Here is a 13,509-nt window from a genome sequence, read left to right as displayed (position 1 = left end):
TTGCGGGTCGGACTCAACGAGCGCGATCTGCAAATCATTCAACAGACTCGCCGAGGATCACGTTGCGGTTGGCAGAATGCCAAATCTGGCCACGGCAAGATTCCAATATGCCTGCAGCCAAATCCACTTCCTCCGCGCGCTTTCCGGCATGTCTTGATCGCTGGCGTTCGCCTTGATCAGGTCTGCGATATGGCGCGCCGTTCGATCCCACACGATGCCACCCGCGATCGGCACGGCGTCGTAATATTCGACCTGCCGCAGCGTGTGCAGCATTGGAACTCCTGACTGAGGATCGGTCGTCGAGACTGCGCTGTCCTTGAAAAGCGGATAGCTCTCGATGTCGGCCACGACGTCGGAAGCCAGGCCGACGCGTGGCGGACCTCCGCTTTTTTCAAACTGGTAGGCGCGGTTGACGCCGATGCCGAAGAGGACGTGGGGCTCGTGGCTGACGCGCCCCACTGCGACGCCCCCGCGCAACAGCACGGCGTATTGAATCAAGTTCATGGTCAGCCATTCGCAACCGCTCAGGATCGAGCGCAGCCCCTGCTCCGTTCGGTTTGCGGTAATGACGAGGGAATCAGAGAACTGCGTCACCTTGGTCCCGAGGGTCGGCATTGTCCCGCATGTCGTCTGAAAGACGTGCAGGATACCTGCGAGGCTCTTTCGCAATTCCCGGTCTTGATCGGCTCGTTCAACGAGGTCGCTGAAGCCCAGAATGTCGACGAACGCGACGTACTTCTCGGGATAGAAGTACCCATCTTCGGGGGGCGCGGGCGCAAAGGCGCCGATGGTTCGCAAGTTCGACATCGCGACCTTCATGCGGTGGCAAGTGAATGAATTTCAGTACGGGCGCCCCATCTCTGCAAACCTCTAGCGAACCGGCATTTGACCGCTTTTCACGAAACGGTCGAAAACATCGGCCTCCTCCTCTTCCGCTTGGAAGCGTGGTCCATCCGCTTCGAACTGGAGCAGCGTGATTTCCTGATCATACCGGTCAGAACGAAAGCACATTTCATGCACCGGTTCGGGAAACCAGATCCCGGCTTGCTGTGTGATGCCAATCAAGGCCCTGTCGGAATAGTCGCGGCGCGCGGCGAAGGCTTGCATGGGAAGTTCGAATACGGTGTCTCGCGTGCGGATATAGCGCCCAGATTTAAGCGCCGGTGTGCTGGGCTTCGCCCAATGAGCAAAGCCTTCATTCGACACCACCATCATTGCGCGCGTCTCGGTGTATTCGAGCCAGCGCAATATTGTCGCAGTCAGCGAAACCCCGTAGCGTTTTGCGAGGCGACCGAGGACGTCGAAATCAGCACGCGATTTGGCAGGCAATTGTCGGCGGAAATCGTGCAGGGGCATCAGTAGAGCTGCTGCGAATTCGTCGGCTTCCTGTTCTATGCCCGAGCCACCACGGCGAACCACGGCGTTCTCGTCGCAGTAGATTCCGCCCTCGAAAGACTCACCTTCCTCGATCAACTGCCGATGCAGGATGTAATGAGCGAACTCGTGCCCGACGGTGAACGACCGGCGGCCGGCGGACTGGCCGACGTGGTACATAATCGCCCATTGGCGCGGCCGCGCCTCGCCGTAGACCAGGGCGCCGACGCAACCCGGAATGTTGCGCTCCACGACCTCATGGATTGGGCTATCGGGTGCAACCTTGCGGGAGTATTCGAGTGCGAGGCCGATCATGTCCACCGGTGCGTGATCGAACCGATCCACCCCAAGGACCAGGTCGAGCATCTGCGTAATGCGTGCCGCCTCTTTCAGCGGCCGGAGGCGGATCGGCTCGCTCATTTGCGGGTTTTCGTGTCGAGGATGCGGGTCATTTCCCGAATTTGCCGGCGCGTCTCTTCCGGAAGTCCGCTATATTGCCGAAAGAAAGCGGTGTCCTCTGCCTCGCTGAGCGTCTGCTTGTCGGCTCCGATCAGGTAATCGACGGTGACCCCCAAAGCGCCTGCGATCGCGGACAGCTTCTCGGCGGACGGCCGGGGAGGATTCTTGTTCTCCAGCTCCCAGATGTAGCTCTTCGACGAGCCCGTTTCCTGGGCGAGCTGATCGAGGGTCAGACCTTTCTTTGTCCGCAAGTCTTTGATCCTGCTGCAAAATTTCATAGATCGCCCTTCCGCTTGCCTTTACCCCGCCCGTGTTCGGAGTAGCTATATCTTACGTCCCTTGACAGACGCATTCAAGCTCCCCATCTTGTTCGGAGTAGACATATATCGACTCATATCATCCCGAACATCGCGCGGGCGGTGGCGAGATGCAAGATGCAGCCCAGCCCGCCGCGGAGATCATATGAACATCCAGCTTGCGCCGACCGGCCTCAATCCCTTTGACGACCCTCTCGATCGTATCCTCGCTGAGATCGCCCTCAGCGTTCAGTTGCCGCCCTCGCTGCATGACAAGGCGAAGTCGCGTTACGAGGCGGTGCGGCGCCATCTCGAGGCCACGACGGCCTTCTTCGACCAGATTGAGCACTTCTACCCCCAAGGCTCGATGGCGATCGATGCGACGATTTCGACGCGCGGCACCGACGACGAGTACGATCTCGACATCGTCTCGCAGCTCGGCGGCCGCTTTCGCGGCATGACGCCTCTCGAAATCCTGATCGAACTCGAAACCGCCCTCGCCGACTACCCGGTCCAGCGGGTGCTGCGGCAGACGCGCTGCGTCACCCTGTTCTACGCCGACAAGATGCATCTCGACGTCACGCCGTCGCGGCGCGTCTACGGCACGCTCGATCGCGAAAGCCTGATCACTCACGCCAAGGGGCCGCGCCGGTCGGTCGACGACCGGTTCGTCGACATGAATGCCTATGGCTTTGCGCAGTGGTACGCGAGCAGGACGCCGCTCGAATTGCGCATGGCCAAGGAATTCCACCGGCGGTGGCTTGACCATGCTGGTCTTGCCGCTCGCGCCGATGCCGATGTCGATGATGTTCCTGATCAGTGTGACTTCATCGTCAAGAACACAGCGACGCTAGCCCTCCAGCTCCTCAAGCGCTTCCGCAACATTCGCTACGCCAGCTATACCGGCCGCACCCCGCCTTCGGTGATGCTCTCCTATTATGCCGGGCTCGCCGCCCAGCCGAACATGTCGCTCAGCGCCATGCTCGTTCGCCTCGTGAGCTGGATCATCCGGGACATCGAGCAGGCTTCGCTCTACAGGCGGCTTCTGCATGTCGCCAATCCGGTCTGCGAGGCCGATGTCTTCACCGACCGCTGGCCTGAATCTGTCGCTCAGCAGGATGAATTCGCCGGGCATCTGCGCGAGCTCATCCGTTCGATCGAGGCGATGCGCCACGGGGAGATGTTCCCCGACAAGATGATGGACACGTTGCGCGGGAACTTCGGGGACCGCGTCGTGACCCGGGCCGCCGACCAGATCGCGACCGAGATCGGGGGCGGCATCCAGCAGTCCCGTCAGCTCTACACGCGGCGGGGTGGCCTCTTGTTGCCCTCCGCTGCCGCGGTCGCAGCGCCGCTCGTCAACCCGGCGGTTTCGGCAGCACGGCCTCACACCTTCTTCGGGCGCAAGATCTGATGACGGCGGCGATCCTCTCCATCGACGAGCAGGTCGCCGCGATGAAGGCTGCCTGGCCGCAGTTCGCGGCGCGCAGGATTGACCGCCGCGCGCAGTCCGCGCGGTGGGTGGGAATCGTCAAGCCGCAATATGCGAGCTTCACGCTGGAGATTCGCTATGAGGTCGGGTCGTTCCCCGAGGCGCGGGTGCTCTCACCCGAACTGGTTCGATTGCCCGACAATTCCGAGGGGCAGTTGCCCCACGTCTATCCGCCGGCCGAGGATCCGACCCTTTGCCTGTTCGACCCGCGCAAGAGGGAATGGACAGCGGCGATGACGATCGCGAGCACGACCGTCCCTTGGGCGCTCGATTGGCTCGCCTGCTACGAACTTTGGTTGATGACCGGGCGCTGGACGGGTGGCGGGCGCCACGCAGGTCAGCCCCTCGGCGAGGCAAGGGAGACAACGCCATGAACTATGTTCCGCCGCGGCGATCGGACGGCACCATCCAGCACGTTCGTCTGAAGCAGCCGTGGCCGCAAGGCCGCCCTTTCCGCATCCTGTCGATCGATGGTGGCGGCATTCGCGGCGTCTTTCCTGCGGCCGTCCTCGCCGAACTCGAAAGCCGCTTCCTGGGCGGCGCCTCCATCGGCAATCACTTCGACATGATCGCGGGCACCTCGACCGGCGGCATCATCGCGCTCGCCCTTGCCCACGGGATGACGGCCCGCCAGGCATTGAATGTTTATCTTGAGCGCGGGGAGCGCATCTTTCCGCCGGCGGCCGGGCTCGGCAAGGTGTCGAGGGTGCTGCGCTGGCTGGTCAAGCCAAAGCACGACCAGGGCGCCCTCAAGGAGGAACTGCTGCGGATCTTTGGTGACAAGGTGCTCGACGATGCCGTCACCCGGCTGGTGATCCCGAGTTTCGAAGGGCGTCACGGCGAACCGTTCCTCTACAAGACGCCGCACCATCCGGACTACCAGAAAGACCGCCACAAGAAGTTCGCGCATGTGGCGCTCCATACGACGGCGGCTCCCTCCTATTATCCCGGCGTCGAGGACGACGGCTACATCATGATCGATGGTGGAATCTGGGCCAATAATCCGGTCATGAACGCCCTGGTTGATGCTCTTGCGTGCTTCGACATTGCGCGCGAGGACGTGCGTATCCTCAGCATCGGAACCGGTGAGTCCACCTTCACCGTCGACGAGCAGGCTCGCAACGGCGGCATCAAGGATTGGGCGTTCCTGCGTTCTTTCAATGCGGCCGCCCGCGCGCAGTCGCGTAATGCGCTCGGCCAAGCCTACCTGCTGGTCGGCAAGAACAATGTCACACGGATCGATGTGCCGGAAAGCGATGCGCCAATCGCGATGGATGACGTGAAGCGCTCCGTGCGGGAGCTGCCGATGGTCGCACGCAGTCTCGTCGAAGGCGCCGGGCATCACATCGAGCGGGTGTTTCTCGACGGCGCGGTCGAGCAATTCATCCGTTGCCCGATGACGTAGTCGTCTGATCGGGTGATTGTTCCTACCTGGCCGTTAGCAATCGGCAAGCCAATTCGCGCTCGCCCCAGCGGGTTGAGAAGGTGTCGGAGACCTCAAACCAGGAACCGTCGTTGCCGATGCCATGATTGGCGCCCATGCAGGAACACTGGCATTCGTGCCCCTGTGCGTCCTGGCACGCCCGCGCGCAAATCTCCTGCTCGCGATAGGGCTGGATGATGTAAACCTTGCCGTAGCGCTGCAGCGCCCGATCAACGAAGTCGTTGAACCAGGCCTTCGGCAACTCCCAATAAGCGTGATTGCCGCCGATCTATTCCGGTGCCACTCGCCGGCCGTTCTGCAGCCATTGCCGGTTGTCGTCAGCAAACGGGAGTCGCACGCGAAGCTTCTCGCCACGCCCGGTCCGGCGCAGGACGACCGGTGTTGGCTTCTGTTTCCAAACATAGTTGAGGGTGAGCCGCGTCATAAAACACCAACTGCAAATCGACGACGTTCACTTGTGACCTCTGCCGCAACGAGGGAGAATCTCCCCGTATCACGATGGCTCCCCCCTCACGGTGGTTCAAGATCGGGCTCAGAGGCAAGGTATGGCTTTTACCGGCGTTGACCCAATATAGCCTGAAGGCTATGTTTACAAACGAGTCGGGGGCATTTCAAAAGCGCCCCCTGATCCAAGTTTCGAGACCTGGCAGCGCCTGCACCAACGGTCAGCCTCGCGGACGCACTGCGCTTCTACGCGATGGGATGATCGGCTGCCGACGCTATGGAGCTAAATGTATGGGGCACGGCTTTGATGATGTCGTCAGGTCTTTACCGCGGGACCGGCAAGATAGAAGCGATTTAGCAGACGTGGAGCAAACGCGCGACGTGGACGGTCTGCGAGCACTACGCCAGATCGCCGGCAAAGCTCAGGCCGAAGTCGCGGCTGCGCTGAAGATCAAGCAGCCGTCGGTCTCCAAGATTGAGAAGCAGGTCGACATGCACGTCTCGACACTCCGTAGCTATGTCGAAGCCGTCGGCGGAGAGCTCGAATTGACTGTCAGGCTTCCCAAGCAGGCGGCCGTGCGCATACATGCGCTTGGAGACCGCGCGAATGAGTTTTTCGAAAAGCTTCCACGCAGCAAAGCCCCTCTCGCCAAGACCGGAAGCCGCGGATGATCTATTCGAGCCCGTCGCGATGGAACGCGGAAGAGCGGCCGCTATTTTCGAAGGGTGTTGAATGATGATTAGCACCGAGACAAGAACCGCAGCCGGGATTCTTACGCTTACCGCTTTGCGAGGTATTGGCCCTGCCACAGCCGAGCGCCTCGCCGAGCGATTTTCGTTCATCGACGCGATCCTTGGCGCTGAGCCCGCAAAGCTCAGATCCGTCGTCTCGGCGGCCGTTGCCGAGAGCCTTCACGAACCGACCGCCATCGTCAACGCGAGCGAGAAGGCGCAACGTGTGCTCGATGAGGCTGAGCGCCGTGGCGTGCGCGTTGTTTCCATTTTCGACGCCGACTATCCGGACGCGCTCCGCTCCCTTACGGACCGACCGCCCATCCTGTTCGTCAAGGGCGCTCTGCCACCGCGCCGCAGCGTCGCCTGCATCGGCACGCGCGAGCCTTCCGAGTTCGGAGAAATCGTCAGCGACCGGATCGTCGAGACTTTGGTCTCTGCCAATTGGGCTATCGTGAGCGGCCTCGCGATCGGGGTCGATACGCTGAGCCATCAAGCGGCCCTGCGCTATGGCGGGCGAACCATCGCCGTGATGGCAGGTGGCCTTGAAGGAATCTATCCGAAACAAAATGCAAAGCTTGCCGAGGAGATCCTGGAGAAGAACGGCGCGCTGGTCAGCGAGCAGCCCTTCGGCGTGCCGCCGTCGCCGCGCAATCTGGTGCAGCGCGATCGCCTACAGAGCGGACTTTCGATCGCAACCTTCGTCATGCAGACCGACATCAAGGGCGGTTCAATGCACACGGTCCGCTTCACAATTCAGCAGGACCGCCTGTTGTTCGCGCCCGTACCACAGGGCCGCCATGCCGACGAGCCGAAGAGTCAGGGCATTCTGGCCATGACGCAGTTACCGGCCTTCCGCTTCGCCGAGGCTGCGCGGGCCGAGAGTGATTATCGACGCATTCTCTTCGAGCGGTATGGCAACCGTCCGGTGGCCGTGCCACTCGCCAGCAAACAGGATTTTGCCGCGATGCTCGAACTGCTGGAGAATCGCTTGGCCGGGAGCGTAGGTCACACGGCCGCTGATCGTCCGTCGTCGCCCAAACAGATGTCGATGTTTTGACGATGCCGGGTGTGTTTCTTTTTGATCTCGACATGACGCTCGTGGACAGCTCGGCGCTTGCCCAGATGCGTCGGTTTCAGATGTGGGACAACGTCCGGCAGAATACGCACTTGATCCGCCCCTTTCCGGCGCAGGGCCGAGCAGCGCCACACGAGCTTCCCGGTCTCCTCAAGGCGGACGGCCAGAGGGTTGGTATCGTAACCTCATCGCCTGATTGGTACGCGACGGCTGTTTTGCGACAGTTCCGCATTCCTTATGATACGCTCATCAGCTACGGCGATACGGAGAACCACAAACCCGACCCGGAGCCGATCCTGGCGGCATTGAACCGCCTTGGAGTCGCCGCCAGCCAGGAGTCGTTTTACATCGGCGACGACGTCGGTGACGTCGAAGCTGCCTATCACGCCGGGTTGACGTCTATCGCGGTCCGCTGGGGACCTGCATCGATTTTTGAACTTTCGTCCAGCGCCCCGGACATCTTCATGTCGAAGGCGTCCACTTTGCTACGGCGTGACCGCCTTGGCGGCCGCGGCTACATTGGCGAAGCGCTGACCAGTGACTGGCCTTTCCATAGCCACTGGGGTTCGATCCTTCATTGCGACGACGATCCTACCGTCTACGCTCTCGGTCGCTATTTCACCGCCTCCGATCCGCGGCACGCAACCAGCGCTTTGAGCACGGCCGTGCTGTCGCTGAAGAACAACGATACTCACGCCAAGATTCTTGGGGAGGCCGTCGGCAAGGCAATCGAGAGTCTCGACTGGATGCCTGACTTTGTTGTGCCTGTGCCGATGAAGCCGTCTCAGCAACGAAATCGCTTTGAACAGCTCCTCAACGAGGCGACCGCTCATTTCGACGAGGACATCGAACTTGAACTGAAGGGACTGCGCTGCGTCAAGGAAATCGAAGGTTACAAGCAGATGGACCCGCTTGAGCGCGCTGAAGCGATCAAGGGCACCTTCCACTCCAACTTCAAATGGAACGGCAACAAGGTTCTGCTCGTTGATGATGTCTATACAACGGGTGAAACGACCGGAGAGTGCGTAAGGACGTTGGCCGCCAGTGGCGCCGGCGAAGTTAGAATAATGACTCTGGCAAAAGACCAGCGCGTCTTCTCGCGCAAGATTTGCCCGGCCTGCGGTCGATCGATGAAAATCCGCGAGAACCACACGACACATGTAAAATTCTGGGGCTGTTCAGGGTATCCTCAGCACTGCCAGAACACCGAAAACTTCTAAAGCCGCGCGGTTATTTGCTACCGCACCTTCGCGGAATCTCGGCCTGGAGACGGGGTTGCCGTCGATGCAGATTTCAAACGGCTTGAGAGCAACGTCCTGCAATTGATGCCCTCCCTAGCCGTGTCGATGCGAGGCTGTGACACTTCACCCGCTGTAGCACTCGAAGCGGCCGTATTGAACGCCCCTGATAAAACCTTGCGAGACCTTCGTCTCCAACTACCACTGCACCAGAAGCAGGCTCCGGATCGTGCGCCGCGGGTCGCCATCATGCGTCGCAATCGCCTGATCTTCGGCCATGTCGAGCTATTCCGATACCTCGCCCATCATGCCGACTTTCATTGGAAATCCAGGTTAGCATGGCCAAGTCCGAAAGCGACCAAGCCATGATGCGCATGTCGACAGGAATTTGCTCGATATGGTAATCGATAGCGCGTGGACGTTTGCCAAGTAGCCGTTACGGTGCGAAGGGCCTGCGACGATCCTGCGAAGATCGACGACGTCACCTCGTTGAAGGCCTATGTATCTCGTGCACGAATCCTAAGCAGCGAACTACGGCATCTGACAGCGCGGATGAACTCCGAGAAGTATTGAGATGGTCGGTTAGCACGACAGGCGACACATCAAGACAGCCTTGGCTTCGGCATTGTCACGCGGACGTGGTCAGTTTGCTGCTCCGGAGTGGTTCGAGAAGGCAGCTTGATAGAGCTCCTCGATTTTCGCGACCTCATCCGGCGTCAATTCGGCGAATTCATTGCCGCGGGCGCGCTTTGACAGTCGCCCTTCATTCTGTTGCAGAAATCCAAAGAGGTTGTTGAGGGTCCGTTCGGGCATATCGATCATGCTTTCAACGCCGGCACGGAACGTATCGAAGCTTCGCAGGAATTGGGTTTCCTTTGGAAGATCCTGTTCGATGGTCCTCTGCACGCATTCGTACAGAAACTCGGCATGCAGCGTCGCGTCGAAGAAGCGGTAAAAGTCACCGGTATCGTTCAATACCCTGACGTTGCCCTTTGGGGTCGACTCCCATTCAACGCATGGAAGCAATCTGCTCGAATAGCTTTCCAACACGTCCTTGTATTCACCGATCTTGTCGAGGATGGCCGCTGAAACCGGAAAGTGGATTCCGGCGGGATTGAACCCACGCCGCGCTAGAACATGGTGCATCAAGTATCGGTGGATACGGCCATTACCGTCCTCGAACGGATGGATATAGACGAACCCAAAGGCCAGCACAGTGGCAGCGACGACCGGATCAAGCTCATTTTCCGCTGCTTGATCGAACGCGATCAGGCCGCCCACGAGTGAGGAGATATCTTCGTGACGCGCGCTGATGTGATCTGGGATGGGTCTCTGCGTCTCGCGGTCATGCTCTCCAACAAAACCTCCGTCGTTGCGGAAGCCGAGCTTCACGAAGCGCTCGTCACCGATCACAATGCGCTGCAGGCGCAAGAACTCCGCCTCGTCGAGCGGCGTCCGCCCCGCTTCGCCGATAACCCTGCCCCACCGCTGAATACGATCCTGCGGGGGCCTCTCGCCTTCGATGACGTAGCTTGACTTTGAATCCTTGAGGAGAAGGAAGGCGGCGGTTCGTGCTAGTAAGTCCTTCGGGACCTGGCTCACCACCACACGGGCGCGCTCCTTAAGGTCCTGCGCAACATATTCCGTAAGTCTCTGTGTCTTGAACACAAGCGGGCAGAAGTCCGGCGTCCCCGGCAGGTTGTTGCGAACACGGTGGCGCACCGAATTCTGTCCGGAGCCCGCGTATTGGAGTTCGGTGTCGACGGCATCGACATAGGAGACCTTGTCTGCCGCGGGCAGATTGAGTTCGCGTCCCAACAGCCATTCATAGAGAAACCAGATGCGGCGCGTGTAGAGCCCGGTCGGCTTCTGCTTCACAAGCTCTGCAATTTCGCCCTCGCTCACGGCGAGGAAAAGCCGCTTCAGGATGGCGAGGTCGAGGCCTTCGTTCTTGAGCGCGAAGGTGAGATGTCCCTCAAGGGTCGCGTCGGGCGCATGACGCGGCGTGTAGATGCGCCATCCCGCTTGCTCGATGATGCGGTGCTTCGTTCCGATGGCAGCGAGCACGCGCGGAACCGGGACGGACAGGCGGTAGGCATCAATCAGCGCGGCATATCCAGCAGGGGTCGCGAGCTCCGGCAGCCTTCGGTCATGAAAAACGCTCACCGGACCTGAAAACATTATCTGCATGGACAAAATCCGTGAAAAACGCTCTCGACCGTGAACTTCGTGCGCGATTGCGCCTCTGAGCTGAAATCAAATCTTATCTCACGAAAAACCTTCTCGAAATATAAAAAATGTGAAAATTATTCACCGCGTGCCACAAGAACAAGCCTGAACGGGCAAATTGAACTATCACTGGTTTCAACCGCTCCATACGCAAGGCCAAAGCTACAATTCCAAGTGGAATTCCTAACAAAAATACAAGATTTTTAACGGGATGCGGCATAGTTGGAACCAAATGCCGCGCGATTGCCAATGTTCTCTATTTGTTCTATGGTGGATTTATGGCCTTCCTTACGGAGCAGGAACTCCAAAGCCTGCGCATTGATCAGAGCGTCTTCCATATCGTCGGCCCAGGAGATGAACATTTTCAGCTGCTGACCGCTTTCGACGCCGGCCGACATTCGGCTTTTTTCCTAGGCCGCGTCCAATCGGTCAACAGTGGAAATCGGTACGAGTTCCTCGCGGACGCACCGGTGCGGGCGCAACTCGCGCGGATCAGCCGGGACAAGGCAACTTTCCAGGAGGAAAGCGAGAAGCTCGCAACGGCGTTCAATGAAGCTCACGGCGGCAGCACGGCTGTCGGCGCCTTTCTGATCTTCTCGCTGTCCTGTTCGAGCGGCCGGTTGTTTGCGCTTTTGAAATTCGAGGACGAAAAGGTTCTCAGCTACAACTATGACACCAGTCGCGGTCGCTCTGGCAAGCCGAAGCCGACCTTCGGCGAAATTGACCGAACTTTTGTCCAGAACCGTAACGCCTTGCAGAAGGCCGCGCTCATCAAGCTGCGTAAAGACGGCGACGAGATCTCGTTGTCGATCGTCAGAATCCGCAGCGGCCCGCAGCCTATTTCGAGCGTTTCTTGCTGGCGCGACGCCAGCGGACCGAACAAGAGCTGACAAAGACAATTATCGACGTCACGCGCAACCTCGCAGAAAAATACAAGGACTCACTTCCGCCAGGGACGAGCAAGAATATCGTTCAGCGCCTCTACGACGCCAGTCAATCAGGCGGTTCTGTCGATGGCGACAACGTTGCCAACTGGCTGACCAGTATTGTTGGCCCGTTGCCGGATGACAGCCCGATTATTAAGGACTTCACAGCGAGACTGAAGCGCGAAGGCATGGCGGGAGAATCGTTTGTACTCCAAAAGAATGCGATTCAGCCTCCAAGGAACCGTCGCGTCGAGACGGCAAGTGGAGTCAAACTGACTTTTCCCGTCAGTTTGACCTCATCAGTCATCTCGGTGAATCGCGATAAGGGCGAGATCATCATCAAGGACACGATCACACTCGATGACGTCGAGCTCAGCACATCTGGTCGAATGCGTTCGTGAGCTAGTCGCGAACGGCGCCTCGGCGGACGAACGTGTTGACGCCCTCGTGTTGCGGGGGCGGCTGCCGTCGACTGATGCGCAGGCCGCTTGGCTCGGCTTCGCCGACGATATCCCAGCGCCGTTCTCGTCATTACAAGTCTACAATCCAGCTCTTGGTGGCGATCTCGTCGCGGGTGACGTCTTCGATGCGACGCGTGAGGTCGTCATCACACTTGAAAAGCCGGCCGCCGATGGCTGCGCCTTTTTTATATTCCAATCCGGTATCCCGCACTATTTGACGCAACGGACTGTGCTGCCGCGTCTTGCGATCGTCGACTTCAATCCCACTCAGGTCTTTCGCGCACGAGGATTGGAAGTCTGTTCGTGGGACTTGGCGCAACCGGTCCCGCCCCCGGAATCCTCGGCTGGTCGCATCGACCCGACGCGCTATGTTCGCGATTTTGTTCCGGATCGTGAGGTCGCCACCGATCTCAATCCCTGGATTCTGGTGACCGAGCCAGCCGCTGCATCGGCGACGTATCAAGCGTGGGAAAAGATTGCTGCGCGCAGATTGCTGGGCGGTCTCGTCTCCCGGGTCTGGCTCGAGGATGGCCAAGTCTGGCTGCAGGCAGCAGCGACGCCTCCGATCTACCGCATTAAGGCCGATGATCCCACCCTGCCCGGCGCCCGTTCGCGACTGACCGAAGCCGCCACATGGGTCTTTCTGTCGGGGACGGATATCGAGGCCCGCCACCTTATCTTTTCAGGCGAACTGGCTCGGGCGAGCCGTCCTCAACAAGATCTCGCCACAACGTTGGACCAGGCCCTTGAAGCAGCCAAGGCTGCCTATGAAGCTCATGTCCAATCATCGAGCCGCGAGACCCTGAAGGCACTCGCTGACCTTCGCAAGACCGTTATTGATGAAACCCAAAAGGTGGCGCAACGCGCACAGGATCTCGCAGCAACGCTCTGGCGCGATCTGGCCGTCTCGGCAGCACCTTTCGTATTGAAGATTCTGGGCGATGCGGCCAAGACGCCGGGCCCTTTGATCTCCTCCCTGTTCTACTTTGCTGCCGCGATATTCGTCGCCTTGTCGTTCGCGTTGCAGTGGCGGATCAATGGTGCATTCTTCCAAAGCCAGGCTTCTTCCCGGCGGAGCTGGATGCAAAGCCTCTATAATTACATCTCCGTTCGCGAGCGGGAAGAAATCGCAGAAACGCCGATCGAACAGGCGATGAAGAACTATCGGGAAACCCGTGGCGTACTGTTGGTCGTCTATGCAGTGTTGGTCATAGCTCTCATTGCCGCAGGTGTGCACACCCTATGCGATGCAGCGCCCGCGCCTTCGAGCCCTGCCGTAAGCGTCGCGCCCGGCCAGCCTCCGGTTCCGCCACCTGCGACAAAGCCACCGTAGCCG

At 59.6% G+C, this 13,509-nt stretch carries 14 protein-coding genes; 9 read left to right on the top strand and 5 right to left on the bottom strand.

Annotated elements, in window-relative coordinates; all coding sequences use genetic code 11:
* Positions 1 to 57: 57 nt before the first annotated feature.
* Genes ACP7AL_RS10685 through ACP7AL_RS10675 form a run of 3 tightly spaced genes read right to left on the bottom strand, consistent with a single transcriptional unit; the run spans position 58 to position 2,111 of the window.
* On the bottom strand, positions 58 to 819 hold the full coding sequence (locus ACP7AL_RS10685) for a hypothetical protein (protein WP_024920128.1): 762 nt from the start codon (positions 817 to 819) through the stop codon (positions 58 to 60).
* A 51-nt stretch (positions 820 to 870) separates the two neighbouring features.
* The gene (locus ACP7AL_RS10680) at positions 871 to 1,794 is read right to left on the bottom strand and encodes an ImmA/IrrE family metallo-endopeptidase (RefSeq protein WP_024920127.1); all 924 of its coding nucleotides are present in this window, start codon (positions 1,792 to 1,794) and stop codon (positions 871 to 873) included.
* On the bottom strand, positions 1,791 to 2,111 hold the full coding sequence (locus tag ACP7AL_RS10675; protein ID WP_024920126.1) for a helix-turn-helix domain-containing protein: 321 nt from the start codon (positions 2,109 to 2,111) through the stop codon (positions 1,791 to 1,793). The genes ACP7AL_RS10680 and ACP7AL_RS10675 overlap by 4 nt, the downstream gene beginning before the upstream one ends.
* A 184-nt stretch (positions 2,112 to 2,295) precedes the next feature.
* Here ACP7AL_RS10675 and ACP7AL_RS10670 point away from each other — a divergent pair, with 184 nt between their 5' ends.
* The 3 genes from ACP7AL_RS10670 to ACP7AL_RS10660 are packed head-to-tail and all read left to right on the top strand — an operon-like array spanning position 2,296 to position 5,026.
* Positions 2,296 to 3,543 carry a nucleotidyltransferase domain-containing protein gene (locus ACP7AL_RS10670; protein WP_024920125.1) on the top strand — a complete coding sequence of 416 codons (1,248 nt, stop codon included), beginning with the start codon at positions 2,296 to 2,298 and terminating at the stop codon, positions 3,541 to 3,543.
* Positions 3,543 to 3,995: a hypothetical protein gene (locus tag ACP7AL_RS10665; RefSeq protein ID WP_024920124.1), complete on the top strand. Its 453-nt coding sequence runs from the start codon at positions 3,543 to 3,545 to the stop codon at positions 3,993 to 3,995. Before ACP7AL_RS10670 ends, ACP7AL_RS10665 begins: the two co-directional genes overlap by 1 nt.
* Positions 3,992 to 5,026: a CBASS cGAMP-activated phospholipase gene (locus ACP7AL_RS10660; RefSeq protein WP_024920123.1), complete on the top strand. Its 1,035-nt coding sequence runs from the start codon at positions 3,992 to 3,994 to the stop codon at positions 5,024 to 5,026. Before ACP7AL_RS10665 ends, ACP7AL_RS10660 begins: the two co-directional genes overlap by 4 nt.
* A gap of 22 nt (positions 5,027 to 5,048) precedes the next feature.
* Here the strand turns inward: ACP7AL_RS10660 and ACP7AL_RS10655 are convergent, their stop codons facing one another.
* On the bottom strand, positions 5,049 to 5,306 hold the full coding sequence (locus ACP7AL_RS10655) for a hypothetical protein (RefSeq protein WP_244434529.1): 258 nt from the start codon (positions 5,304 to 5,306) through the stop codon (positions 5,049 to 5,051).
* A gap of 584 nt (positions 5,307 to 5,890) precedes the next feature.
* Here ACP7AL_RS10655 and ACP7AL_RS10650 point away from each other — a divergent pair.
* From ACP7AL_RS10650 to ACP7AL_RS10640, 3 genes are all read left to right on the top strand, one after another.
* Positions 5,891 to 6,181 carry an XRE family transcriptional regulator gene (locus ACP7AL_RS10650; protein ID WP_244434528.1) on the top strand — a complete coding sequence of 97 codons (291 nt, stop codon included), beginning with the start codon at positions 5,891 to 5,893 and terminating at the stop codon, positions 6,179 to 6,181.
* A gap of 61 nt (positions 6,182 to 6,242) precedes the next feature.
* On the top strand, positions 6,243 to 7,301 hold the full coding sequence (locus ACP7AL_RS10645; RefSeq protein ID WP_024920121.1) for a DNA-processing protein DprA: 1,059 nt from the start codon (positions 6,243 to 6,245) through the stop codon (positions 7,299 to 7,301).
* A gap of 2 nt (positions 7,302 to 7,303) precedes the next feature.
* Positions 7,304 to 8,539, top strand: a complete 1,236-nt coding sequence (locus tag ACP7AL_RS10640; RefSeq protein WP_024920120.1) for an HAD-IA family hydrolase — start codon at positions 7,304 to 7,306, stop codon at positions 8,537 to 8,539.
* A 660-nt stretch (positions 8,540 to 9,199) separates the two neighbouring features.
* Here the strand turns inward: ACP7AL_RS10640 and ACP7AL_RS10635 are convergent.
* Positions 9,200 to 10,747 carry a Fic family protein gene (locus tag ACP7AL_RS10635; protein WP_034461054.1) on the bottom strand — a complete coding sequence of 516 codons (1,548 nt, stop codon included), beginning with the start codon at positions 10,745 to 10,747 and terminating at the stop codon, positions 9,200 to 9,202.
* 317 nt (positions 10,748 to 11,064) lie between these two features.
* Between ACP7AL_RS10635 and ACP7AL_RS10630 the strand changes: the two genes are divergently transcribed.
* From ACP7AL_RS10630 to ACP7AL_RS10620, 3 genes are read left to right on the top strand one after another with little or no spacing between them, the layout of a single operon-like run.
* Entirely contained in the window at positions 11,065 to 11,676 is a 612-nt protein-coding gene (locus tag ACP7AL_RS10630; RefSeq protein ID WP_425991140.1) for a hypothetical protein, read from the top strand.
* Positions 11,640 to 12,113 (top strand): hypothetical protein, encoded by a 474-nt coding sequence (locus ACP7AL_RS10625; RefSeq protein WP_425991138.1) that lies wholly within the window; start codon positions 11,640 to 11,642, stop codon positions 12,111 to 12,113. Before ACP7AL_RS10630 ends, ACP7AL_RS10625 begins: the two co-directional genes overlap by 37 nt.
* On the top strand, positions 12,073 to 13,506 hold the full coding sequence (locus ACP7AL_RS10620) for a hypothetical protein (protein WP_024921551.1): 1,434 nt from the start codon (positions 12,073 to 12,075) through the stop codon (positions 13,504 to 13,506). Before ACP7AL_RS10625 ends, ACP7AL_RS10620 begins: the two co-directional genes overlap by 41 nt.
* Positions 13,507 to 13,509 lie beyond the last annotated feature (3 nt).

This window comes from Afipia sp. DC4300-2b1, assembly GCF_049895725.1.
GTDB classification, from domain to species: Bacteria; Pseudomonadota; Alphaproteobacteria; order Rhizobiales; family Xanthobacteraceae; genus Afipia; species Afipia broomeae.
The sequence above is the reverse complement of the archived record's forward strand: the minus strand, read 5'-3'. Positions and strand labels throughout refer to the sequence as shown.

Excerpts from the sequence above, each read along its gene's own strand:
- ACP7AL_RS10685 (WP_024920128.1), bottom strand. The coding sequence starts at position 819 with ATGAAGGTCGCGATGTCGAACTTGCGAACCATCGGCGCCTTTGCGCCC.
- ACP7AL_RS10680 (WP_024920127.1), bottom strand. The coding sequence starts at position 1,794 with ATGAGCGAGCCGATCCGCCTCCGGCCGCTGAAAGAGGCGGCACGCATT.
- ACP7AL_RS10675 (WP_024920126.1), bottom strand. The coding sequence starts at position 2,111 with ATGAAATTTTGCAGCAGGATCAAAGACTTGCGGACAAAGAAAGGTCTG.
- ACP7AL_RS10670 (WP_024920125.1), top strand. The coding sequence starts at position 2,296 with ATGAACATCCAGCTTGCGCCGACCGGCCTCAATCCCTTTGACGACCCT.
- ACP7AL_RS10665 (WP_024920124.1), top strand. The coding sequence starts at position 3,543 with ATGACGGCGGCGATCCTCTCCATCGACGAGCAGGTCGCCGCGATGAAG.
- ACP7AL_RS10660 (WP_024920123.1), top strand. The coding sequence starts at position 3,992 with ATGAACTATGTTCCGCCGCGGCGATCGGACGGCACCATCCAGCACGTT.
- ACP7AL_RS10645 (WP_024920121.1), top strand. The coding sequence starts at position 6,243 with ATGATGATTAGCACCGAGACAAGAACCGCAGCCGGGATTCTTACGCTT.
- ACP7AL_RS10640 (WP_024920120.1), top strand. The coding sequence starts at position 7,304 with ATGCCGGGTGTGTTTCTTTTTGATCTCGACATGACGCTCGTGGACAGC.
- ACP7AL_RS10635 (WP_034461054.1), bottom strand. The coding sequence starts at position 10,747 with ATGCAGATAATGTTTTCAGGTCCGGTGAGCGTTTTTCATGACCGAAGG.
- ACP7AL_RS10630 (WP_425991140.1), top strand. The coding sequence starts at position 11,065 with ATGGCCTTCCTTACGGAGCAGGAACTCCAAAGCCTGCGCATTGATCAG.
- ACP7AL_RS10620 (WP_024921551.1), top strand. The coding sequence starts at position 12,073 with ATGACGTCGAGCTCAGCACATCTGGTCGAATGCGTTCGTGAGCTAGTC.